Source organism: Micromonospora sp. NPDC048986 (genome assembly GCF_040649335.1).
Lineage (GTDB): Bacteria > Actinomycetota > Actinomycetes > Mycobacteriales > Micromonosporaceae > Micromonospora > Micromonospora alfalfae.
In genome coordinates this window covers 652,544-674,322 of sequence record NZ_JBEZFJ010000001.1, presented here as the reverse complement: position 1 = coordinate 674,322, position 21,779 = coordinate 652,544, and the positions used below count along the sequence as shown (strand labels likewise).

The following is a 21,779-nucleotide window of genomic DNA, read 5'->3' as shown; positions in this document are numbered from 1 at the left end:
TGTCAGGTCGAGCCGGCCCGGTCGGTGGTGGCGGCGGCGCGGCGGCGGGCCCGGTGGCGCAGCCAACGGACGCCCTCGATGCCCAGCGTGACGATCACCGACAGGCCGATCCCGGCGAGGACACCCTTGACCGGGTGCCGTTCGAAGGCCAGCCCACCGAAGTAGCCGAGCAGCCCGCAGTACAGGGCCCAGGTGACCGCCGCGATCGCGTCGTACAGCAGGAACGACCGGCGGGGATAGCGCACCGCGCCCATGGTGAGGGTGACGGCGGTCCGCCCGCCCGGCAGATACCGGGAGGTGGTCAGGATCAGCCCGCCGCGCCGGTTCAGCGCGCGCCGGGCCCACTCCGAGCTGGCTCGTCGGCGGCTGCCGTCGGGAAACCCGGCGAGGCGTCTCGCGCCGCCACCGCGCCCGATGGCGTACGAGACGTGGTCACCGGCGCAGGCGCCCAGCGCGGCGGCGACGACAACCGCCGCGAGCTTGGGATTTCCGCTGGTGGAGAGCACGGCGGCGGTGATGACGGCCGCCTCGCCGGGTACGGCCGGGAAGAACGCGTCGACCGCCGTGAGCCCGAAGATCAGCAGGTACACCCACGGTGAGGTGACCAGCTGTCGGAGCAGGTCGAGCGCGGAATCCATGCCCCCATGCTCGCCGGGTGCGACCCGCCCGGTGGCCGAAGCCGCGGGATAACCCCACCTCTCCCCGCGCCGATCTCGCACTCTGGGTCAGCACCAATCACTGCGGAAGCCGCGGAAGAACAACCGAAAGTGCAAGATCGACGGGGCGGGGCGGGGCGGGGTGGGGTGGGTGGGGGGTCAGGTTGAGTGGGCCAGGGCTGGCGGGGTGAGCAGCGGGCCGTGTGGGGTCTTGTCGTCGGCGGTGCGGCCTTGCGAGGTCAGCACCACAGGTACGTCCAACTCTGTGCTCACCGCCTGTGCCCAGTCCGTCGGCGGGTCGTCGTACACCGGGCGGGAGCGCAGCAGGCGGGCGGTGAGCGCGGCTTGGCGGTCCAGGTCACCGGGCGGGCCCGGGGTGAGCCGGTCGGTGGTGTCGTAGCGGCGGCAGATCCGCAGGTCGGGGCCGGCCAGATCGAGGTGGGTCAGTGCCAGGCCGTCGACGCCGCCGGCCGCGGCGAGGGCGTACCGGTGGGCGACCGCGTCGAAGTGGCCGAACCGGAACCGGCCCTGCCACTGGTTCGTGGCGTTGTGCCGGTCGGTGAACGGCAGGCTCGGGTCCTCGGTCACCAACGGACCGTGCCCGTGCCGGGTGGTGACCACCCGGAGCACCCCGATCCGGGTCACGTCGCCGGGCCGGCCCGCCTCGGCGAGCAGGCTGTCGACGTTGGCGAACGTGGTGGTGCTCCACGTCGTGTACGGGTGGAAGCCGTGCCACTCGTCGAGCAGCACCCCCTGCGCACCCTCGAAGACGCAGGTCCCGGTGCGCAGCGCCAGGGCCAGCCAGGTCCCGTCCACGATCGCGACCCGCCCGGCGAAGCCGGTGAACGCGGGCAGGCAGTCCTCGACCGGTGGCGCGTCCAGCGGGCCCAGCTCGGCTGTCAGCCGCTCCCGCAGTGTGGTCAGCCTGCGGCGCAGCAGTGCCGGGCTGTGGCAGTCGGCGACCCGGGGCGCGTCGTCGGGGTGGGCGAGACCGTACGCGACGGCCTCGCCCACCCCCAGCCCGCAGGAGCCGTGCCGGTCGGCTCCCCGGGCGATCTCGCGGGCCCGGTTGGCGGCCCGGTGGTACGGGGTGGCGAGCAGCGCGTCCCCGTCGACTGTCAGCCGGTCGAGCGCGTCGGGCACCCCGACAGTGGCGAGGTGGTCAGCCTCGGCGGCCAACGCCAGCGGGTCCACCACCACGTGCCGGGACAGGTGCGTACGCACACCGGGATGGAAGGTGCCGGCGCCGAACTGTGCGAACGTGTGGTGCCGCCCGTCGCGCAGCACGACGTTGTGTGCCGCCTGCGCGCCCCCGTTGAAGCGGACCACGGTGTGCACTCCACGGGTGGCGCAGAGCCAGTCCACGACAGTGCCCTTGCCGGCGTCGCCGTAGCCGAGGTCGACCACCGCCACGTGGTTCACAGCCGGGTCACCCCGCTGGCCGTGTCGGTGAACGCCGGCAGCGTCGACACCTCGGCCCGCCGTTCCCGGCCGAGGCGGGCCAGCGCCTTCGACACGGTCCCGGTGGCGCCGGAGCCGACGCGGTCCAGGTCGCGCAGGCCCTCGTCCAGGTTGATGGCCTCCTCGCCGAGGCCGATGGTGAGCGCGATGGTCTCGCAGACCGCGTCGAGGTCGTCGAGCACCACGGCGTTCTGCCCGAACAGGTCCCGCCAGAAGTCGAGCACCTTCGCGTTGCCGGCGTAGTGGCTGCCGGCGGGGAGCAGGTAGTAGGTGTCCCAGCGGCGGGTCACCTCGTCGACCACCTGCCGCAGCGGCACGTCCTCGGAGAGGTCGTCCCCGATCAGGCCGGCCACCTCCCGGGCCTTCACCCGCTGGTACGCCAGCTCGTCGCCGATGATGAACAGGTAACCGCGCCGGCCGCGCTTCTCCCAGTTGTCGGTGACGGTGTGCCGGGCCATGAAGTACATGGCCAGTTCGTACGACTCGCTCATCTGCCCGCCGCCACCGCCTTCGAGCACGATCCGGCCGAGGTCGTCGTCCATTCGGTTGTCCGACTCGAACTGGCCCACCTGCAACGGCACCCGGTCGCAGGTGGCGTCGCCGATGGCACCGAACATGATCTGCGGGTCGCTGGCGTAGCCCTGCCGTTGCAGCAGCCCGAGCAGTTGCGGCAGCTTGGTCTGCAGGACCCGCGGCACGGTGCGCATCGAGCCGGTCACGTCGAAGAGCACCGCGACGGGCGTCGACCGGGGGTGCTCGTCGGAGTCGCGGCTCTCCCGGGTCGTGTCCCTGGGGTCGAGTGCGGGGTGCACCGTGCGCGCCCCGCTGTCGCTGTAGGAGAAGGCGCTCCTGCCGGTGGACCGGCGGTAGCGGTCGGCGGCGTCGTACACGTCGGTGGACCAGATTCCACTGCCCATGACAGCTCCTTAGGGGGTGAGGGTGAAGGGTCGGAAGGTGCGTGGCCCGTAGAGCCGGTCCAGCACCTGGTCGAGCTCGCGCAGCAGGCGCCAGGCGTCGTCGGGCCGGGCGTCCACTGACCGTTGCCGGCAGCCCTGTGCGAAGGTGTGCAGCTCGCGGGGGGCGCGCGGCCCCATCAGCCAGCTCATGCAGTGGCTGGCCATCGCGATGTCGGTGCCCGGGCCGCACTGCTGCTTCTTGATGACTTCCTCCGGGTCCCAGCCGTGGCCGGGCACGACCGCCGGGATCGTGCTCCCGACGGCAGCGGAGAAACACCAGTCGATCAGCACCACGCCGTGGGCGTCCGGCTCGATCAGCACGTGTCGGGGCACTACCGCGCCGTGCACCACGCCCGCCCGGTGGGCCAGGCCGAGCACCACCAGCAGCCGCCGCCACATCCAGGCGACGTCCCGGGCGTCCAGCCCGTCGGGGTACGCGCGCCGCACCTCGTCGAGGTCGTGCAGGCCGGGTGCGGTGGCGAGCACGTTGATCCGCCGTTCCGCTCCGGTGCTGGCGTCGCGGTGCCTGAACTCGTCGACCAGCCGGGGCACGTACGGCAGGTAGCGCGGGTCGCCGCGCTCGGCGATGGTGCGCAGGGCGTGCGCCTCGCGGGCCATCAGGTCGTTGTCGGTGGGCCGTCGGGGGAGCTTCAGCAGCCGGTCGTCGCCGACGTCGTAGAGGTCGGCCAGGTCACCCGAGTGGGCCGGCGCGCCGAGCCGGTAGTCGCCGAGGACCGTGGTCTGCCGTGCCTGCCACCGGGTGGTGACGTGGATGAACGCGTCGAGGGCTTCGGCGCGTACCGCCGGGTTGGTCGGCAGGCGGTCGGGGTGCAGGGCCGCTACCAGCTCGCGGTAGCGGTGCGCCGGCTGGTCGGCGCCGAACAGGTCCGCGTCGGTGCGGGCGGCCGCGACCAGGCGGATGGCCTCCGTGGCCCTCACCGCACCGTCTCCTCGCGGGCGGGGCGCAACAGCGCCGGGTGCAGCAGGTGGGCGTCGCCGGCCCGGTAGAGCCGGGCGCGCGGGCCGCCGCGGGCACCGCCGCGCTCGGTGCTGGCGCCGGTGCTCTCCACGAAGCCCGGCACGGAGAGCACCTTGCGGTGGAAGTTGCCGGCGTGCAGCGGGTGCCCCCAGACCGTCTCGTAGACGGCGCGCAGGTCGCTGATCGTGAACTCGGCGGCGAGGAAGCGGGTGGCGAGCGGGGTGTACTCCAGCTTGGAGCGGGCCCGTTCCAACGCGTCGTCGATGATCCGGCCGTGGTCGAAGGCGAGCTGCCGGCTGGTCAACGCGGTCACCGGGAGCCAGATCGCCTCGTCGGCGTCGCTGCCGGCGGCCGGGTCCGGCAGGTCGGGGGCGAACGCGAGGTGGGCGATCGAGACGACCCGCATGCGCGGGTCACGGTCGGGAGCGCCGTAGCTGCCCAACTGCTCCAGGTGTACGCGGCGCAGCGCCTCGCCGCCGAGCCCGGTCTCCTCGGCCAGCTCCCGTCGGGCGCCAGCGGTCAGGTCCTCGTCGGGGCGGACGAAGCCCCCGGGCAGCGCCCAGTGCCCCGCGAAGGGTGCCTCGCCCCGCCGGATCAGCAGCAGGTGCAGTGCGCCGTCGCGGATGGTCAGCGCCACCACGTCGACTGTCACCGCGACCGACGGATAGGCCCGGGGGTCGTACGCGGCCAGGAACTCCTGCTCGTTCATCGCGTCTCTCTCACTCTGAGAACATCTCGTTGTGAGAACAACCTAGCGCATGGGGACGCCGCTGCCAAGCGGACGCCCGTCAGCGCAGGTGGCCCGCCAGGTGCGGTCGGCCGCGTGAGTCGTGCACAGCGAACCCACCATCCGGCAGGAGCGCGAAGCTCACGGTGCTCGGCAGCGGCACGGGCAGCTTGAAGGTGACCTCGACCGTGTACGCGTCCGGCAGCCGGGCCTCCAGCGCGGCCAGGCAGCGCGCCTTGCTCCACATGCCGTGCGCGATCGGCCGGTGGAAGCCGAACAGCCGCGCCCCGAGTCGGGAGGTGTGGATCGGGTTGTGATCGCCGGAGACCCGCGCGTACTCCGTACCGATGCGCGGTTCCACCCGCCAGCGGGCGGTGGCAGCCGGTGCCGCAGGCCGTTCGCCGGGCTCGCGTCCGCCCGGCTTGCGCTCCCGACCGAGGTACGTCGAAACGCCGCGCCACACCTCCGTCCCGTCGACCGAGCCGACCAGCACCACGTCCACCTGCCGTCCCCGGTCGTGGGGGCGCAGGTTCTCCGCGTACGTGGTGAAGTCGACCGTCTCGTCGGCGGTGATCGGGCGGTGCGCGGTGATCCGGTTGCCCACGTGCACCAGACCGATCAGCGGGAGGGGAAAGTCCGGCGCTGTCATCAGGCGCACTGCCAGCGGAAAGCCCATGACGTGGGGAAACGTCGCGGGCAGCCGGTCGGTTAGCCGGAACCCGCAGACCCGGTCGTAGTCGGCCAACGTCGCCCGGTCGACGCTCACCCCGGCCACCGCCAACTCGACCGCCGGCAGGTCGGGCCCGCGCCGCCCACCGCCGAGGCCCGGTAGCGCACCGAGCAACGCCCGTCGGTGCAGCGCCCCGACCGCCGGCATCCGGGGCAACTCGACCCGGCTGCGGCTGTCCGACTCCGGCCCCGCCCCCATCACGCCCCCAGCAGGCTCTGGCCGCAGACCCGGACCACGTTTCCGCTGACCGCGCCGCTGGCCGGCCAGGCCAGCCAGCCGATCGTCTCGGCCACGTCCACCGGCAACCCGCCCTGGGCCAGGCTGTTCATCCGCCGGCCCGCCTCGCGAACCACCAGCGGGATGCGCGCGGTCAGTCGGGTCTCGATGAAGCCGGGGGCCACCGCGTTGACGCTGATCCCGCGCTCCCGCAGGGCCGGCGCGAGTGAGTCGACCAGTCCGATCACCCCGGCCTTGCTGGTGGCGTAGTTGGTCTGCCCCCGGTTGCCGGCGATCCCGGCGATTGACGAGACCGAGATGATCCGCCCGCCGGCCGTAATCAGCTCCCGCTCCAGCAGCACGTCGTTGATCCGCTCCTGGCTGGAGAGGTTGACGTCGATCACCTGGTCCCACCGGTCGGCGTCCATCCGGCCGAGCGTCTTGTCCCGGGTGATGCCGGCGTTGTGCACCACCACGTCGACCCGGCCGTGCCGGCTGGCCAGGTGCTCGGCGAGTCGGGTCGGCGCGTCCGGCGCGGTCAGGTCGAGTTGGACGGCGGTGCCGCCGATGTCGTTCGCCACCGCCGCGAGCGCGTCACCGGCGGCCGGGACGTCCAGGGCCACCACCTGCGCGCCGTCGCGGGCGAGCACCTTCGCCAGCGCCGCGCCGATGCCCCGCGCGGCGCCGGTGACCAGCACCACCTGCCCGTCCAGCGGGCGGTCCCAGTCGGCCGGGACGCTCGCCGCGCCGCCGCCGACCCGGATGACCTGCCCCGACACGTACGCGGACCGGCCGGACAGCAGGAACCGGAGTGTCGATTCGAGGCTCGTGATCGTCCCAGCCGATTGGGTCGGGTCGTCCGACGCGGTACTGCTCACGTAGACGAGTTGTGCCGTGGTGCCCCGGCCGAACTCCTTGCCGATGCTGCGGACCAGCCCTTCGAGGGCGCGCTGGGCGGTCGCCTCGCGGGGTGTCGGGCACTCCTGCGGCGGGGTGCCCAGCACGATCACCCGGCCGCTGGGCAGCACCGCCCGGGCCTGCGGGTGGAAGAAGTCGTAGAGCTGGCGCAGCTCGGTGGAGTCGGTGATCCCGGTGGCGTCGAAGAGCAGTGCCCCGTACCGCTGCGGGGCGTCGCCGTGCGAGCGGGCCGGTGGCGCATCCTGCGCCGGAGCGCCCCCGGCCCATCCGGCGGCGGCGGCCGGGTCGGCCAGCTCGACCCCGGCGGCGGTGAGGATCTTGGTGACCTGCGCGGCGAGCCGGCCGCCGGTGGCCGCGCCGAGCAGGGCTGGGTCGGCCAGCAGCGGGTCGCCGGGGTGGTGCCGGCGCAGTCGGGGCGGGTCGGGCAGCCCGAGGCGCTTGACCAGCGCGCGGCCGGCGGCCGATTGGACGAAGCTCGCGTACCTGTCGGTCATGGGCGTAGCCTACTGGCGAGTAGGGTTCGAGCAACACATGTCGAGGAGGCGGATCGTGCAGAGCATCCGGCGGGTCGCGGTCATCGGGGGCAACCGCATCCCCTTCGCCCGTTCCAACGGCCGCTACGCGGACGCGTCGAACGCGGACCTGCTCGGCGCGGCGCTCGACGGCCTGATCGCCCGCTACGGGCTGGCCGGGCAGCGCGTCGGCGAGGTCGTCACCGGTGCCGTGCTCAAGCACTCCCGCGACTTCAACCTCACCCGGGAGGTGGTCCTCGGCTCCCGACTCGACCCCCACACCCCGGCGTACGACATCCAGCAGGCCTGCGGCACCGGCCTGGAGGCGACCATCCTGGTCGCCAACAAGATCGCCCTCGGTCAGCTGGACGTGGGCATCGCCGGCGGTGTCGACACCACCTCCGACGCCCCGCTCGCCGTCAACGAGGAGATGCGCCGCACGCTGCTCAAGCTCAACTCGGCCCGCACGCTGGGCGAACGGCTCAAGATCGCGGCGAAGCTGCGCCCGTCTCAGCCGTTCAAGCCGGAGATCCCACGCAACGCCGAGCCGCGTACCGGCCTGTCCATGGGCGACCACGCCGCCCGGACCGCAGTGCGCTGGCAGATCGACCGGCGCTCCCAGGACGAGCTGGCATTGCGCTCGCACCAGCGCCTCGCCGCCGCGTACGACAGGGGTTTCTTCGACGACCTGATGACGCCGTACCTGGGGCTCACCCGGGATGCGAACCTGCGCCCGGACAGCACCCTGGAGAAGCTCGCCTCGCTGAAACCGGTCTTCGGCACCCGTGGCCCGGACGCCGAGCACGCCACCATGACTGCCGGCAACTCGTCGCCGCTCACCGACGGGGCGTCCACTGTGCTGCTGGCCAGCGAGGAGTGGGCGGCGGCGCACCACCTCCCCGTGCTCGCCTGGTTCAGCTGGTCGGAGACGGCGGCTGTGGACTTCGTGCACGGCGACGAGGGGTTGCTGATGGCACCCGCGTACGCGGTGCCCCGGATGCTGGCCCGTGCCGGGCTGACGTTGCAGGACTTCGACTACTACGAGATCCACGAGGCGTTCGCGTCGCAGGTGCTGGCCACCCTCGCCGCCTGGGAGTCGCCGGAGTTCGCCAAGGACCGGCTCGGCCTGGACGCCCCGCTGGGCGCGATCGACACCGACCGGCTCAACGTCAACGGTTCGTCGCTGGCCGCCGGGCATCCGTTCGCCGCCACCGGCGGGCGGATCGTGGCTACCCTGGCGAAACTGCTGGCCGAGCGGGGCAGCGGGCGTGGGCTGATCTCCATCTGCGCCGCCGGTGGGCAGGGCGTGACCGCCATCCTGGAGCGCTGAACGGAGTGTGTACGGCGACGCCCGCCAGACCGTGCGGTCTGGCGGGCGTCGAGGTGATGAGGCGGCTCAGCCGAGGGTGAACCTCTCCCAGGAGCTGATGACCGGGCCGCTGGCGATCAGTGGCTTGCTGCCCGCGCCGTCCGCGCTCACGTACTTGTTGTTGACGGCGGCCTTGAAGCTGACAGTGCCGTCGCTGCTGCGGACCATTGTGAACCGCTCCCAGGTGCTGGCGGTCGCCGCGCCCGCGATCAGCGGCTTGGCGCCAGCGCCGTCGGCGGACACGTAACGGTTGTTGACACGGGCGAGGAGGCCGACCTGCCCGTTGCCGAGATCCACCACGTCGAACCGCTCCCAGGTGCTGGCGGTCGGCGCGCTCGCGATCAGCGGCTTGGCGCCAGCGCCGTCGGCGCTGACGAAGCGACCGTTGACCTGCGCCTTCAGGGACCGGTTCGCGTCCGGTACGACGACCTGGAGGAACTTCTCCCAGGTGCCGATGGTGGACTGGCTGGCGCTCATCGGAACGGCGCTGTTGACGTCGGCGGTCACGTATTTACTGGTGATGGGGGCCTGGAGGCTGATGGTGCCGTCGCCGTTGCGCACCAGCTTGAACATCTCGCGTACGTCCACGACGACGCTGTCCGCGGTCAACGTGGCGAGGTCGAACTGGGAGATGGCGACGTAGCGCCCGGCCGCCCGAGAGAAGAGGGCGACCTTGCCGTTGCCGGCGTCCGCCAGGTCGAACTGCGCGATCGTAGTCGGTTCGGCCTGGTTCGGTCGAAGCCCGTAGTTGTTTTCGTAACTCACGTAGCGGCGGTTTGACAGGGCCCGCAGACCCACGGTCCCGGTCGGCCGGAGCATGCTGATCTGCCTGCTGTAACTCCCCGACCGACCGTCGGTGCCAGTGACCGTGACGCCGATCTGGTAGCCGCCCGGGTTCGCGTAGGTGTGCGAGGCGATCGGGCTCGTCTGGGTGACGGTGCTGCCGTCGCCGAATGTGAACCGGTAGGACTCGATCGGGTTGAGGCCGGGGAGGGAGGCGGACGCGTCCACAGTCACCGAGCGCGCCTGGATGTTCATGGCGACGTCGAACCGCACCTCCGGGCTGCGGACGGCTTCGGTGGTGCCACGGTCGGCGTACGTGACCGGGCCGGCACCGGTGTTCGGCACGCCCGGATCGTCGATGCGCGGCGCGCCGCCGCGGGCGAGGGTCGGGTAACCGGGGGCGGCCGAGTTCGCCGAGTCGATGTTGTCCCGGGCCTGCCCCGTCTCGCGGTCGTGGGCGGCCTGGCCGGAGGCGGCCCGGAACGCGGCCAGCGACATCCGGGTGTTCCAGGCGTAGATCTCCGGTGAGTCGTTGTCGTAGTGGTGCGCGTTGTTGTAGTCGACCACCGTCTTTCCGACGGCACCGCCGTAGACGCCGATCTCGACCCCGTCCAGCACCTTGCTGTAGCAGTAAGCCAGATCGAAGTAACCGTTCAGAGCGAGCACGTTGTTCTGTACGGAGACGCCGGACGAGGCTCCGTCGACGCGGATGCCGTCCCGGCAGCGGTTATTGATGGTGTTGTTGGCGATGGCCGTGCCGGTGGCCCCGTTGTTGTGCACGCCGTGGCCGGCGCCCCCGGAAATCACGTTGTTGGCCACCACAGTGCCGGCCGCGGTGGGCCCGAGCATGATCGCCGCGTTGGTGAAGCCGGCGATGCTGCCACCGATGTACGAGTTGCGCGGCCCGTCGATCCGGACGCCGATCGTGTTGTCGGAGAGGAGGTAGTTGGCATAGCCCTGCACGCTCGTGTCCTGGATGGCCACGTCACTGCTGGCGGCGTCCATGCTGATGCCGACGCTGGCGGTCAACCCACTGACGGTGATCTTCGACAGGCTCGAGCTGGTCACACCGGCGAACCGGATCACCGGTGACGTCGCGGTTATGTGCAGGCCGTAGGTGCCGCCCCGGATGGTGAGGCCCGAGGAGTTGCGCGCGTCCAGGGCCGGCACGTCGCCCGACCCGACGACGCGGAGGTTCTGGAGCACCACGTCGTGCTGGCCGTCGATCACGAAGCCCGCCGTCGCGCCGATCAGGGTCGCCGCGGAACTGGAGGTGGTGAGGAAGGTTACCGGCTGCTCAGGCGTGCCGGACGTGCCGATCGTGACGCGCTCCGGGTAGTTGCCGCCGCCGATGTCGACGGTCTGCCCGCCGGTGACGATCGCCGCTGCGGCTCCAATGGTGCAGAACGGCTGCTCCAAGGTGCCCGGGTACTGGTCGGAGCAGTTGGCCGGGGGGTTCTGCCGGACGTAGAGCGTCGTCGGAGCGCCCGCCTGGGCGGGCAGCGCGGTGCCCACCAGGGTGCCACTGGTCAGTACTACGGTCGCGAGACCGGCGAAGAAGGATTTGCGCATGCTGGCCTCGAAAAGGAGGAGGATCCGGCGACGCCGGAGGTCAGATAAGGCGATTCTGCATGATCGACAAGTGAGGTGCTGGCCTGGGTGACAAAACGGCCACCCGTCTCGTGACGGTCCTGATTCCGGCGAATCGAAGCCGCCGGCAGGTAGACCTGGGCTTCGGTGCGGCACCCGCCTGCTCCTCGAACTCGGCGTCTGGGCCGCCGCCGCGGCCACCGGTCAGCAGCACCTGCTGCGATGGTGGCCGGTGCCCCTCGTGCTCGCCTTCCTGGCCGTTCCCCGGTTACGTCGGCACTGGCGGGTCGGGGCCCGCCGGCCGCTCCCTCTCGCCTGGCACTGGATACAAGAAGTTCGTGATCTCTTCATCGGGCGGCCCGTTGCTGGCAAGGGTGCCCGATCGCCTCCGTCACCCTCTGACAAGCTGCGCTGACTCGTACGCGACGACGCCCGCCAGACCGTGCGGTCTGGCGGGCGTCGAGGTGGTGAGGCGGCTCAGCCGAGGGTGAACTTCTCCCAGGTGCTGACGACCGGGCCGTTGGCGATCAGTGGCTTGCTGCCCGCGCCGTCGGCGCTGACGTACTTGTTGTTGATGCCGGCCTTGAAGCTGACAGTGCCGTCGCTGTTGCGCACCAGGGTGAACCGCTCCCAGGTGCTGACGGCCGGGCCGTTCGCGATCAGCGGCTTGGCGCCTGCGCCGTCGGCGGACACGAAACGGCTGTTGGCGCGGGCGAAGAGAGCAACCTGGCCGTTGCCGAGGTCGGCGAAGTCGAACCGCTCCCAGCTACCGGCGGTCGCCGCGCTCGCGATCAGCGGCTTCACACCGGCACCGTCGGCTATCACGAAACGACCGTTCACGCTGGCCTTCAGCGACCTGTTCGCGTCGGCGACCGGGACCTGGGCGAACTTCTCCGAGACGCCGATGGTGGACCGGCTGGCGCTCATCGAGACGGTGCCGCTGGCGTCGGCGGTGACGTACAGGTTGTTGCTCGCCTTGAGGCTGACGGTGCCGTCGCTGTTGCGGACGACTGTGAACTTCTCGGTGGTGCCGACCACCTGGCCCGCTGCGTTCAGGGACTCGTTGGCCGACTGGGTGACGTAGCGGCCGTTGGAGCGCGAGACGAGGGCCACCTGGCCGTTGCCGGCGTCCCCCAGGTCGTACTGCGCGGCGGCGGTCAACCCGGCCTGGTTCGGCAGGAGAACCGACGCGGATGTACCCACGTAACGACGGTTCGACATCGCGAGCAGGCCCACGGAAGCCGTCCGCCGCAGCACGCTGACCTGTTCGGTGCTGCTGCCGCTCAGGCCGTCGGTTCCGATGGGGCTGACGGTGACGTTGTAGGTGCCCGGCGTGGCGTACTTGTGCGTGGCGATCGGACTGGACTGGCGGGTGGAGATCCCGTCGCCCCAATTGAAATCGTAATCACGGATCGGGACGAAGCCCGGCGTCGAGGCGGAGGCGTCCACCCTGACAGTGCTCGTGGCGAGGTCCACTGTGGCGTCGAAGGACGACACCGGGTGTTTGATGGACTCAGCAGCGCCACGGTCGGCGTACGCGATCGGGCCGGCGCCGGTGTTCGCCACCGCCGGATCGTCCCGGCGTGGCTTGCCCTCGGTGTCAAGTTCCTGGTAGCCGGGCGCCGTCGAGTTCGCCGAGTCGACATTCTCCCGGACATCCGACGTGTACCGGTCGTGTGCGGCCTGCCCGGAGACGGTGCGGAACTGGGTGAGACCCATCCTGGTTCCGTTCCACGAGTAGCCGGTCGCGGACGCGGACTCGTGCCAGGTGTTGTTGTAATCGATCACGGTGCCGCTCAGTGCGGCGTCGTGGACCGCGATCTCGGCTCCCTCGGCAGCCTGCGGATCGCAGTAGCCCTGGTTGAAGGCGCCGTTGTTGCGGAGCACGTTGTTCTGCACCGAAACCTCGGACGACGTCCCGTCGACCCGGACGCCGCCCAGGCAACGATCCTGGATGTCGTTGTTGGCGATGGCAGTGCCCACGGCTCCGCGGTTGTGGATGCCGTACCCGATCCCGCCCTTGATCCGGTTGTTGGCGATCACCGTCGTGGAGGCGGCAGGGCCCACCGAGATGGCAGCTCCGGAGAAGCCGGCAACGTCGCCGCCGACGATCGTGCTGCGCGGCCCGTCGACTCGAATGCCCACCCCGCCATCGGCGGCGACGTGGTTCGGGCCGGTCGACACCAGCGTGTTGCTGACGCGCACGTCGCTGGTGGAGGCATCCATCGTCAAGCCGTCGGCGAGCGCCGCTCCGGTGGCGATGAGGCCATCCAGCCATGACCACGTCACATTGGCGAGTCGGATGGCGGGCGCGGTGGCGACGTTCGCCATGGTGAATCTGCCGCCCGCGACCACTACGTTCGAGGCGTTCCGCAGATCGAGGGCGGGCACATCGGCAGACCCACTGACATTGATTTCCTGGATATAGATGTCGTGCTGGCCGTCGACGACCAGGCCGGCGTTCGGCCCGACGAGCGTCACCGGTGTGCGGGGATTCCGGGCCTTGAAGGCGATCCCCGCCTCTGGTGTGCCAGAGCTGGTGATGGTGACGCGCTCGGCGTAGGTGCCGCCGTCGACCCAGACCTCCCCGGGGGCGGTCACCACGGCGGCTGCGGCACCGATCGTGCAGAACGGCGTGTCGTCGGAGCCGGGCCCCTGGTCGGAGCAGTTCGCGTCGGCCTGCCTGACGTGCAGAAGCATCACAGGGTCGTCTGCCTGGGCTGGTGCGCCGGTGGCCAGCAGGGTGCCGCCGGTCACCGCGATCGCGGTGAGGCCGGCGAGGGATCTTCTACGCATGCGTGCCCTCTGTCGTGAAGGGTGGATTCGGCTTCGCCGGAGATCAGATCGAGACCATGATCCGATACCGGCTGGTAGCTGTGCCGCCCCGGGCGACAAAACGGCCACTGGGCCCCACCGGCACCCGCCCTGGCCTGCCGGTCGCACGGGCCGTCGGGTAGGAGAGAATGAGGCACGTGACGACGATCCCCAACGTGCTGGCCAACCGGTACGCCTCGCCCGAACTGGTCGCCCTCTGGTCCCCGGAGGAGAAGGTCCGGATGGAGCGGCGGCTCTGGCTCGCCGTTCTCCGCGCTCAGCGCGACCTGGGAGTGCCGGTGCCGGACGGCGTGGTCGAGGCGTACGAGCGGGTGCTCGACCAGGTCGACCTCGCCTCGATCGCCGAGCGGGAGCGGGTCACCCGGCACGATGTGAAGGCCCGGATCGAGGAGTTCAGCGCGCTCGCCGGGCACGAGCACGTGCACAAGGGGATGACCTCCCGCGACCTCACCGAGAACGTCGAGCAGCTCCAGGTGCGCGCCTCACTGGAGCTGATCCGCGACCGGGTGGTGGCCACCCTGGCCCGGTTGGCCTGGCTGGCCCACGAGCACTCCGAGCTGGTCATGACCGGCCGTTCACACAACGTGGCGGCGCAGGCCACCACGCTGGGCAAGCGCTTCGCGTCAGCGGCGGAGGAGCTGCTGATCGCGTACGAGCGGCTGGAGGAGCTGATCGCCCGCTACCCGCTGCGGGGGATCAAGGGACCGGTCGGCACGGCCGCCGACCAGCTCGACCTCTTCGACGGCGACGCCGACAAGGTGGCCGAGTTGGAGCGACGGGTCGCCGAGCACCTGGGCTTCTCCCGGGTGCTGGACAGCGTCGGGCAGGTCTACCCGCGCTCGCTCGACTTCGACGTGCTGGCCGCGCTGGCCCAGACCGCCGCCGCGCCGTCGTCGCTGGCCACCACGATCCGGTTGATGGTCGGTCAGGAGTTGGCGACCGAGGGCTTCAAGCCGGGCCAGGTGGGTTCCAGCGCGATGCCACACAAGATGAACACCCGTTCCTCGGAGCGGGTGAACGGGTTCGCCGTGATCATCCGGGGTTACCTGTCGATGGTCGGCGAGTTGGCCGGTGACCAGTGGAACGAGGGGGACGTGTCCTGCTCGGTGGTCCGCCGGGTGGCACTGCCGGACGCGTTCTTCGCCGCCGACGGGCTGTTCCAGACGTTCCTCACAGTGCTCGAGGAGTTCGGCGCGTACCCGGCGGTGATCAACCGGGAGCTGGAGCGCTTCCTGCCGTTCCTGGCCACCACGAAGATCCTGGTCGCGGCGGTCCGGCGGGGCGTCGGCCGGGAGGTCGCCCACGAGGTGATCAAGGAGCACGCGGTGGCGGTGGCCCTGGCGATGCGCGAGAAGGGCTCACCGGAGAACGACCTCTTCGACCGCCTGGCGGCGGACGGCCGACTCGGCCTGTCCCGCGCCGACATCGACACTCTGGTCGCCGACCGCAACGCCTTCGTGGGTGCCGCCCAAGCCCAGGTGGCAGCGGTGACCCGCCGCATCACGGCAGTGGTGGAAGCCCACCCCCACGCCGCCACCTACAGCCCACCCCCCATCCTCTAACCCCCCACGCCCCGGCCCCCACCCCCCACCCCTCCGCGTTGATCATGAAGTTATTGCCGCGACACGCCGCCGCGCATGGCAATAACTTCATGATCAACGGGGTGAGGTGGGGTGGGTTTATTCGCCGGTTGGGGTTTCGGCGGCGGTTCTCAGGTTGGGGGCGCTGGCGGGTTCGGCGATGCCGCCGAGCGACTCGGCGAAGCCTGCGGGCTCCGCGGTTCCCGCTGCGACAGCCGGCTGGTCGGCCGGCATGACCTCGGGCATCTTGGGTACGGCGACCACCGCCGTCCCGTAGGCGCAGATCTCCATCCACATCTCGCCACAGTCCCGGCTGTCGAACCGCATGCCGATCACCGCGTTCGCGCCGAGCCGCAGGGCCTCCTCGCCGAGGCGGGCCACCGAGTCGGTGCGCCACCGGGTCAGGTTGTCCGGGGCCATCGGGTCGTACGCGCCACCGCGCAGGTTCTTCACACCCTCGCGGTACGGGTTGCGCGTCCTGGCCATCGATGACACCACCTCACCGAGAATCTGGCGGATCTCGTAGCCGGGCAGTTGCTCTGTCGTCACGACCAGCACGTTTCCGATGCTGTCAGGAGTGGCGCGACCCGATCGTGTGCATTGTTCACCTGATCGGATGCTGCAAAACGACGCGGCGCGGACGGCCGGCACGTGGCCGACCATCCGCGCCGAGCGGGGCGCTAACCGTCAGACACCGGCCACCGAGGTGATCCAGGCCCGGTTGTACGCAACGCTGCCGTAGTTCTGGATGCTCGACCCGTCGGCGGTGGAGGCGACGCCGACCTGCTGACCGTTGTAGAACTGCGGGCCGCCGGAGTCACCGCGCCAGGCGTTGCCGTTGATCCGGCTGCTGCGGATCGCCTGGCCGCCGTACGCGTCAGTGGCGCTGTTGCTGGTCACCCGGACGGTGGCGGTCTTCAACACGGTGGACGCCGAGCAGCCGCTGTAGCAGGTCATGCCCCAGCCGTAGATCGAGTTCGTCGAGTTGATCGGCGGGTTGCTGCTGGCCAGGCTCACCGCTGAGGTGCTGACGGTGCTGGAGAGCCGCATGAGCGCGAGGTCGTTGCGGGTGTAGGTGGCGCTGACCGTGCGGGTTACCCCGCCGGAGGTGCGGTTCACGCTTCCGACGCGCACCGACATGGTGCCGCTGATGCAGTGCCGGGCGGTGAGCACCCACTGCGCGGCGATGACGCTGCCGGAGCAGGTGAACGAGCCGTTGCTGAGCACCGCGGCGGCCCAGGGGGCGGACGAGACGGTGCCGCCGCCGATGATGGGTTGCGGTCCGGCGGGGGCGGCGGACGCGGCGGACGTGACGCCGAGGGTGCCGACCAGCGCGGTGCTGAGGACGGCGAGCAGGGGGCGGATGCGCATCGGGTGGACTCCTTGGACGGGGCGGGCCCGGGGTCGCCGGGTGCGGATGGGGCCGGGCTCCGGGGGTTCCCGAAGCCGGCAGTATCGACCTACGTCGATGTAGAGTAGGGCGCGACGCGATCGTTATCAAGGAGGTCATCGAGGTTGCCCAATGTAACGATTCGGCCACCCGCTGCGCCGTATATGTCCTGCTAGGGCCACCTGTCGCGCCTGACAGGTCCGACTGAGCGTCAGTAATGTCGATCACTGCCTGAACCGCACCCGGCCGGTGCGTCCGCGGCGATATCTGCCAGGTACGCTGGCTGCGCTCGCCCATTGTGGGTCGGCACCCAACTGCGTACACAGTCAGGAGTGCCCAGTGCCTCGCGTCGTCGTCGACGTCATGCTCAAGCCCGAGATCCTTGATCCGCAGGGCCAGGCCGTCGCAAACGCGCTGCCCCGGCTCGGCGTCGGTGACGTCGCCTCGGTTCGGATCGGCAGGCGGATCGAGATCGAGTTCACCGGTGAACCGGACCTGGACCGCGCTCGGGAGATTGCCGACAAACTGCTCGCCAACCCGGTCATCGAGGACTTCACCGTCCGCCTGGTCGAGGCCGACGAGACCGCGGACGCCCGCTCGTGACCGCCCGGGTCGGTGTTGTCACCTTCCCCGGCTCGCTCGACGACGGGGACGCGGCCCGGGCCGTCCGGATCGCTGGCGCTGAGCCGGTCCGGCTCTGGCACGGCGACCCGGAGCTGCACGGTGTCGACGCGGTCGTCCTGCCCGGAGGCTTCTCCTACGGTGACTACCTGCGGTGCGGTGCCATCGCCCGGTTCGCCCCGGTGATGGAGACGATCGTGGACGCCGCCCGGGGTGGTCTGCCGGTGCTCGGCATCTGCAACGGCTTCCAGATCCTCTGCGAGGCGCACCTGCTGCCCGGCGCGCTCACCCGCAACCAGCACCTGCACTTCCGCAACCGGGACCAGGTCCTGCGCATCGAGTCGGCCGGGACGGCGTGGACCAACGCGTTCCAGCCCGGCCAGGAGGTGCTCATCCCGGTCAAGAACGGCGAGGGCTGCTACGTCGCGGACACCGCGACGCTGGACCAGCTCGAAGCCGAAGGTCGGGTGGTCGCCCGCTACGTCGGCGGCAACCCCAACGGGTCCCAGCGCGACATCGCCGCGATCACCAACGCCGCCGGCAACGTGGTCGGCATCATGCCGCACCCCGAGCACGCGGTGGAGGCGCTCACCGGCCCTTCGCTGGACGGCCTCGGCTTCTTCACGTCGGTCCTCAAGCACCTGGTGGGGGCGCCGGCATGACCGGCGGCACGATCATCGGTCAGCTCAACCGCATCTCTGGCGGGCACGAGCGCAGCGAGGAGAGGTCATGACCACCCATCCGGATCCGGTACGGGACACACCGGAGGCGTACTCCGCCCCGGCGCAGCCGGCCGAGCCGAGCGCGGCGCAGCCGGTCGCACCGGCAACCGCTCCCGCCCAGCCGGCCGCCGCCGTCTGGACCGAGGGCGTGGACACCGTGCCGCGCGCCGGTGGCACCCCGGGCGAGCTTCAGCCGTACACCGAGCTGGGCCTGCGCGACGACGAGTACGACAGGATCCGACAGATCCTCGGCCGCCGGCCCACGCAGTCCGAGCTGGCGATGTATTCGATCATGTGGAGCGAGCACTGCTCCTACAAGTCGAGCAAGGTGCACCTGCGCCAGTTCGGCGAGAAGGCCCCGCACAGCGACCGGCTGCTCGCCGGCATCGGTGAGAACGCCGGTGTCGTGCAGATCTCCGACGAGCTGGCGGTGACCTTCAAGGTCGAGTCGCACAACCACCCGAGCTTCGTCGAGCCGTACCAGGGTGCGGCGACCGGCGTCGGCGGCATCGTCCGGGACATCCTCGCCATGGGCGCCCGCCCGGTCGCGGTGATGGACCCGCTGCGCTTCGGTGCCGCGGACCACCCGGACACCGCCCGGGTCCTCACCGGCGTGGTCGCCGGCGTCGGCGGCTACGGCAACTGCCTGGGCCTGCCCAACATCGGTGGGGAGCTGGTCTTCGACCCCTCCTACCAGGGCAACCCGCTGCTCAACGCGCTCTGCCTGGGCGTGCTGCCGGTCAACCGGTTGCAGAACAAGGCCGCCGCCGGCCCGGGCAACGTTGTCGTGCTGATGGGCGCCAAGACCGGCCGGGACGGCATCGGCGGCGTCTCGGTGCTGGCCAGCGCCACCTTCGACGAGGGCAGCGAGGCGCGCCGACCCGCAGTGCAGGTCGGCGACCCGTTCACCGAGAAGCTGCTGATCGAGGCGTGCCTGGAGCTGTACGACGGCCAACTGGTGGTCGGCATCCAGGACCTCGGTGGCGCCGGTCTGACCTGCGCGCTCACCGAGACCGCCGCCGCTGCCGGCACCGGCATGCGGGTCTGGTTGGAGCGGGTGCCACTGCGGGAGCCCTCGATGGACCCGCACGAGATCCTGGCCAGCGAGTCGCAGGAGCGGATGCTGCTGGTCGTCGAGCCGGACAAGCTCGACGCGGTGCTCAAGACCTGTGAGAAGTGGGGCGTCCTCGCCACCGCGATCGGTGAGGTCACCGCACCGGAGCCGGACGGCAGCCCGGGTCGACTGCTGATCACCTGGCAGGACCACCTGGTCGTCGACGTGCCACCGGGGTCGCTCGTCGACGACGGCCCGGTCTACGCCCGGCCGATGCGTGAGCCGGCCGACCTGATCCTGCTCCAGGCCGACCGCGCCGAGACGCTGCCCCGCCCGGCCGACCCGGAGGCGCTGCGGGAGACCGTGCTGCGCATGATCGCGTCGCCCAACCTGGCCGACAAGACCTGGGTCACCGAGCAGTACGACCGCTACGTGCTGGGCAACACGGTGCTCGCCCAGCCGGAGGACGGCGGTGTGATCCGGATCGACGAGCGGACCGGTCTCGGTGTGGCGCTGTCGGTGGACGGCAACGGCCGGTACGCCAGGCTCGACCCGTACAACGGCACCAAGCTGGCCCTGGCCGAGGCGTACCGGAACGTCGCGGTGACCGGCGCGAAGCCGATCGCCGTGACCAACTGCCTCAACTTCGGCTCGCCGGAGGACCCGGGCGTGATGTGGCAGTTCGCCGAGGCCGTGCGTGGCCTGGCGGACGGCTGCCTGGAGCTGGGCATCCCGGTGACCGGCGGCAACGTCAGCTTCTACAACCAGACCGGTGCCGCGGCGATCCACCCGACCCCGGTGGTCGGTGTGCTGGGCGTGCTGGACAACGTCGCCGACCGGGTGCCGATGGGCTTCGTGCCGCGCGCCGGTGGCGACCACGACCAGCTCTACCTGCTCGGCGAGACGAACGTTGAGCTGTCCGGCTCGGAGTGGGCCTGGGTGACGCACGAGCACCTCGGTGGCATTCCGCCGCAGGTCGACCTTCTCCGGGAGAAGGCCCTCGCCGAACTGCTGGCCGAGGCGGCCCGCGTCGGTCACCTCAGCTCGGCACACGACCTCTCCGACGGCGGCCTCGCCCAGAGCCTGGTCGAGGCCTGCCTGCGTCGCGGCGTCGGTGCCCGGGTCGCCGTGCCGGAGCAGTTCGCCGAGGGCTCGATGCCGTTCGTCTACCTGTTCAGCGAGTCCGCCACCCGGGCGCTGGTCTCGGTGCCGCGCGGTCACGACAAGGCGTTCGCGGCCCTCTGCGCCGAGCGGGGCGTGCCGTTCGAGCTGATCGGCGTCACCGACCCGTCCGGTGGGGCGCTCGAGGTGCACGGCCAGTTCCGGATCGGCCTGGACGAGCTGCGTGCCGCGCACACCGAGACGTTGCCGCGCCTCTTCGGAGGCTCGGCGGCCGTCGAGGTGCCCGCGCCGGCTGCCGGTGTGGCGGGTGCGGTCGAGGCCGTCCCGCTGCCGGTCGCGCAGGCTGAGCCGGTCGACGCGGCGGCGGTGGTCTCCGAGCCGATCGCTTCGTCGGGCCCTTCCCCGGAGACCGGCGCTGTCGAGCCGATCGGGTCGGAGCAGCCCGGCGAGGCGTCCGAGTCTGACTCCGGTGTCACCGAGCCTTCGCCCGACGAGCGCTGAGGCGTTGACGGCCGCCGTCTACGGCCAACCCGGATCGGGTGCCCGGTTCGACTGGGGGCTGACCGGGGCGGCCGAGCTCGGCCGGGTCTGCGCGGCACTGGTGGTGGTGGACGTTCTCTCGTTCACCACCGCCGTGGAGGTGGCTGTCGCCCGGGGCATGCGGGTGCACCCGTTCCCCTGGGGTGAGCAGGCCGCCGAGTACGCCGTCCGGGTCGGTGCGACAGCTGCGGTCGGGCGGCGGCAGACGACAGCCGAACATCCGTGGTCACTGTCGCCCGCCGCGCTGAGCAGCGCACCCGTGGTGGCGGACCTCGTGCTGCCCTCCCCGAACGGCTCGGCCATCAGCGCCGCCGCCAGCGCCACCGGCCTGCCGGTGGTCGCGGCGTGCCTGCGCAACGCACGCGCCGTCGGGCGTTGGCTGCGCCGCCAGGGGTACGGCACGCTGGACGCCCCGATCGGCGTGATCGCCTCGGGGGAGCGGTGGCCGGACGGGTCGCTGCGCCCGTCGGTGGAGGACCAACTCGGCGCCGCCTCGGTGCTGGACGCCCTCTCCGGCGTGCCCGGTGGGCTGTCGGTGGAGGCGGCAATGGCGCTCGCCGCGCTGGCCAGCACCCCGGATCTGCCCGCCGCGGTGCGCGGCAGCGTCTCCGGACGGGAGTTGACCGAGAGCGGCTTCGCCGCGGACGTGGACGTCGCCGTCCGGATCGGCGTGTCGGACGTTGTGCCGGTGCTCCACCAGGGCATCTTCTCCGCCGCCTGACCGAGGGCCCGTCGCCCGTCCACACCAGCTACACCTGCCGCCCGCCCCCGCCTGCTGCCGACCTTGCCGCAGGTTGGGCGCTGAGCAGGGGCGCTGAAACAGCGGGGCCTGGAGCAGGGTCGATCCTGGGACGGCCCTGTCCTGCCACTACGAAACGGCCACCCGGAGATCCGGGTGGCCGTTTCCTGTGCCGTGGTGGGGTCAGTCGTCCAACCAGTCGAGGCGGCGACCGCCGCGCTCCGTCGGTGGCGGCGGCGGTGGGGCGTCCGGTCGGTTCCGCCCAGCGGGCTGGCCGTA

The 21,779-nt window shown here is 71.3% G+C and carries 17 protein-coding genes; 6 read left to right on the top strand and 11 right to left on the bottom strand.

Annotation, left to right across the window (positions count from 1 at the left end; translation table 11 throughout):
• Positions 1 to 2: 2 nt before the first annotated feature.
• The 7 genes from AB0B94_RS03115 to AB0B94_RS03085 all read right to left on the bottom strand — a co-directional run bounded on the left by AB0B94_RS03115 (position 3) and on the right by AB0B94_RS03085 (position 7,137).
• Entirely contained in the window at positions 3 to 638 is a 636-nt protein-coding gene (locus tag AB0B94_RS03115) for a DedA family protein (RefSeq protein ID WP_357267750.1), read from the bottom strand.
• 177 nt (positions 639 to 815) lie between these two features.
• The gene (locus AB0B94_RS03110; RefSeq protein WP_357267748.1) at positions 816 to 2,078 is read right to left on the bottom strand and encodes an adenylosuccinate synthetase; all 1,263 of its coding nucleotides are present in this window, start codon (positions 2,076 to 2,078) and stop codon (positions 816 to 818) included.
• Positions 2,075 to 3,034 carry a hypothetical protein gene (locus AB0B94_RS03105; protein WP_357267746.1) on the bottom strand — a complete coding sequence of 320 codons (960 nt, stop codon included), beginning with the start codon at positions 3,032 to 3,034 and terminating at the stop codon, positions 2,075 to 2,077. The genes AB0B94_RS03110 and AB0B94_RS03105 overlap by 4 nt, the downstream gene beginning before the upstream one ends.
• A 9-nt stretch (positions 3,035 to 3,043) precedes the next feature.
• Complete coding sequence (locus tag AB0B94_RS03100; protein ID WP_357267744.1) at positions 3,044 to 4,012, bottom strand: serine/threonine protein kinase; 969 nt, start codon at positions 4,010 to 4,012, stop codon at positions 3,044 to 3,046.
• Positions 4,009 to 4,761, bottom strand: a complete 753-nt coding sequence (locus AB0B94_RS03095) for an NUDIX domain-containing protein (protein ID WP_357267742.1) — start codon at positions 4,759 to 4,761, stop codon at positions 4,009 to 4,011. The genes AB0B94_RS03100 and AB0B94_RS03095 overlap by 4 nt, the downstream gene beginning before the upstream one ends.
• 79 nt (positions 4,762 to 4,840) lie before the next feature.
• Entirely contained in the window at positions 4,841 to 5,707 is an 867-nt protein-coding gene (locus AB0B94_RS03090) for a MaoC/PaaZ C-terminal domain-containing protein (protein WP_357268412.1), read from the bottom strand.
• Positions 5,707 to 7,137: a 3-oxoacyl-ACP reductase gene (locus AB0B94_RS03085; RefSeq protein ID WP_357267740.1), complete on the bottom strand. Its 1,431-nt coding sequence runs from the start codon at positions 7,135 to 7,137 to the stop codon at positions 5,707 to 5,709. Before AB0B94_RS03085 ends, AB0B94_RS03090 begins: the two co-directional genes overlap by 1 nt.
• Before the next feature lie 55 nt (positions 7,138 to 7,192).
• On the opposite strand from AB0B94_RS03085, the gene AB0B94_RS03080 reads away from it, so the two are divergent.
• Entirely contained in the window at positions 7,193 to 8,485 is a 1,293-nt protein-coding gene (locus tag AB0B94_RS03080; RefSeq protein WP_357267738.1) for an acetyl-CoA C-acetyltransferase, read from the top strand.
• A 66-nt stretch (positions 8,486 to 8,551) separates the two neighbouring features.
• Here AB0B94_RS03080 and AB0B94_RS03075 read toward each other — a convergent pair whose 3' ends face one another.
• Positions 8,552 to 10,879: a PKD domain-containing protein gene (locus AB0B94_RS03075; RefSeq protein WP_357267736.1), complete on the bottom strand. Its 2,328-nt coding sequence runs from the start codon at positions 10,877 to 10,879 to the stop codon at positions 8,552 to 8,554.
• Between the two features lie 495 nt (positions 10,880 to 11,374).
• Positions 11,375 to 13,801 carry a PKD domain-containing protein gene (locus AB0B94_RS03070; protein ID WP_357267734.1) on the bottom strand — a complete coding sequence of 809 codons (2,427 nt, stop codon included), beginning with the start codon at positions 13,799 to 13,801 and terminating at the stop codon, positions 11,375 to 11,377.
• Between the two features lie 68 nt (positions 13,802 to 13,869).
• On the opposite strand from AB0B94_RS03070, the gene purB reads away from it, so the two are divergent.
• Positions 13,870 to 15,294 (top strand): adenylosuccinate lyase, encoded by a 1,425-nt coding sequence (purB, locus tag AB0B94_RS03065; protein ID WP_357267732.1) that lies wholly within the window; start codon positions 13,870 to 13,872, stop codon positions 15,292 to 15,294.
• 117 nt (positions 15,295 to 15,411) lie between these two features.
• On the opposite strand, the gene AB0B94_RS03060 is transcribed toward purB, so the two are convergent.
• Together AB0B94_RS03060 and AB0B94_RS03055 are read right to left on the bottom strand one after the other, a co-directional pair.
• Entirely contained in the window at positions 15,412 to 15,975 is a 564-nt protein-coding gene (locus AB0B94_RS03060) for a YbjQ family protein (protein ID WP_238672763.1), read from the bottom strand.
• A gap of 24 nt (positions 15,976 to 15,999) precedes the next feature.
• Complete coding sequence (locus AB0B94_RS03055; RefSeq protein ID WP_357267729.1) at positions 16,000 to 16,683, bottom strand: trypsin-like serine protease; 684 nt, start codon at positions 16,681 to 16,683, stop codon at positions 16,000 to 16,002.
• 358 nt (positions 16,684 to 17,041) lie between these two features.
• On the opposite strand from AB0B94_RS03055, the gene purS reads away from it, so the two are divergent.
• The 4 genes from purS to AB0B94_RS03035 all read left to right on the top strand — a co-directional run bounded on the left by purS (position 17,042) and on the right by AB0B94_RS03035 (position 21,482).
• The gene (gene purS, locus AB0B94_RS03050) at positions 17,042 to 17,305 is read left to right on the top strand and encodes a phosphoribosylformylglycinamidine synthase subunit PurS (RefSeq protein WP_030491392.1); all 264 of its coding nucleotides are present in this window, start codon (positions 17,042 to 17,044) and stop codon (positions 17,303 to 17,305) included.
• Complete coding sequence (gene purQ, locus AB0B94_RS03045) at positions 17,302 to 17,985, top strand: phosphoribosylformylglycinamidine synthase subunit PurQ (protein WP_091396055.1); 684 nt, start codon at positions 17,302 to 17,304, stop codon at positions 17,983 to 17,985. The genes purS and purQ overlap by 4 nt, the downstream gene beginning before the upstream one ends.
• Before the next feature lie 67 nt (positions 17,986 to 18,052).
• A complete protein-coding gene (gene purL / locus AB0B94_RS03040; protein WP_357267727.1) occupies positions 18,053 to 20,722 on the top strand; it encodes a phosphoribosylformylglycinamidine synthase subunit PurL in 2,670 nt (889 codons plus the stop codon).
• Positions 20,723 to 20,726: 4 nt separating this feature from the next.
• Entirely contained in the window at positions 20,727 to 21,482 is a 756-nt protein-coding gene (locus AB0B94_RS03035) for a 2-phosphosulfolactate phosphatase (RefSeq protein WP_357268410.1), read from the top strand.
• Positions 21,483 to 21,779: the final 297 nt, after the last annotated feature.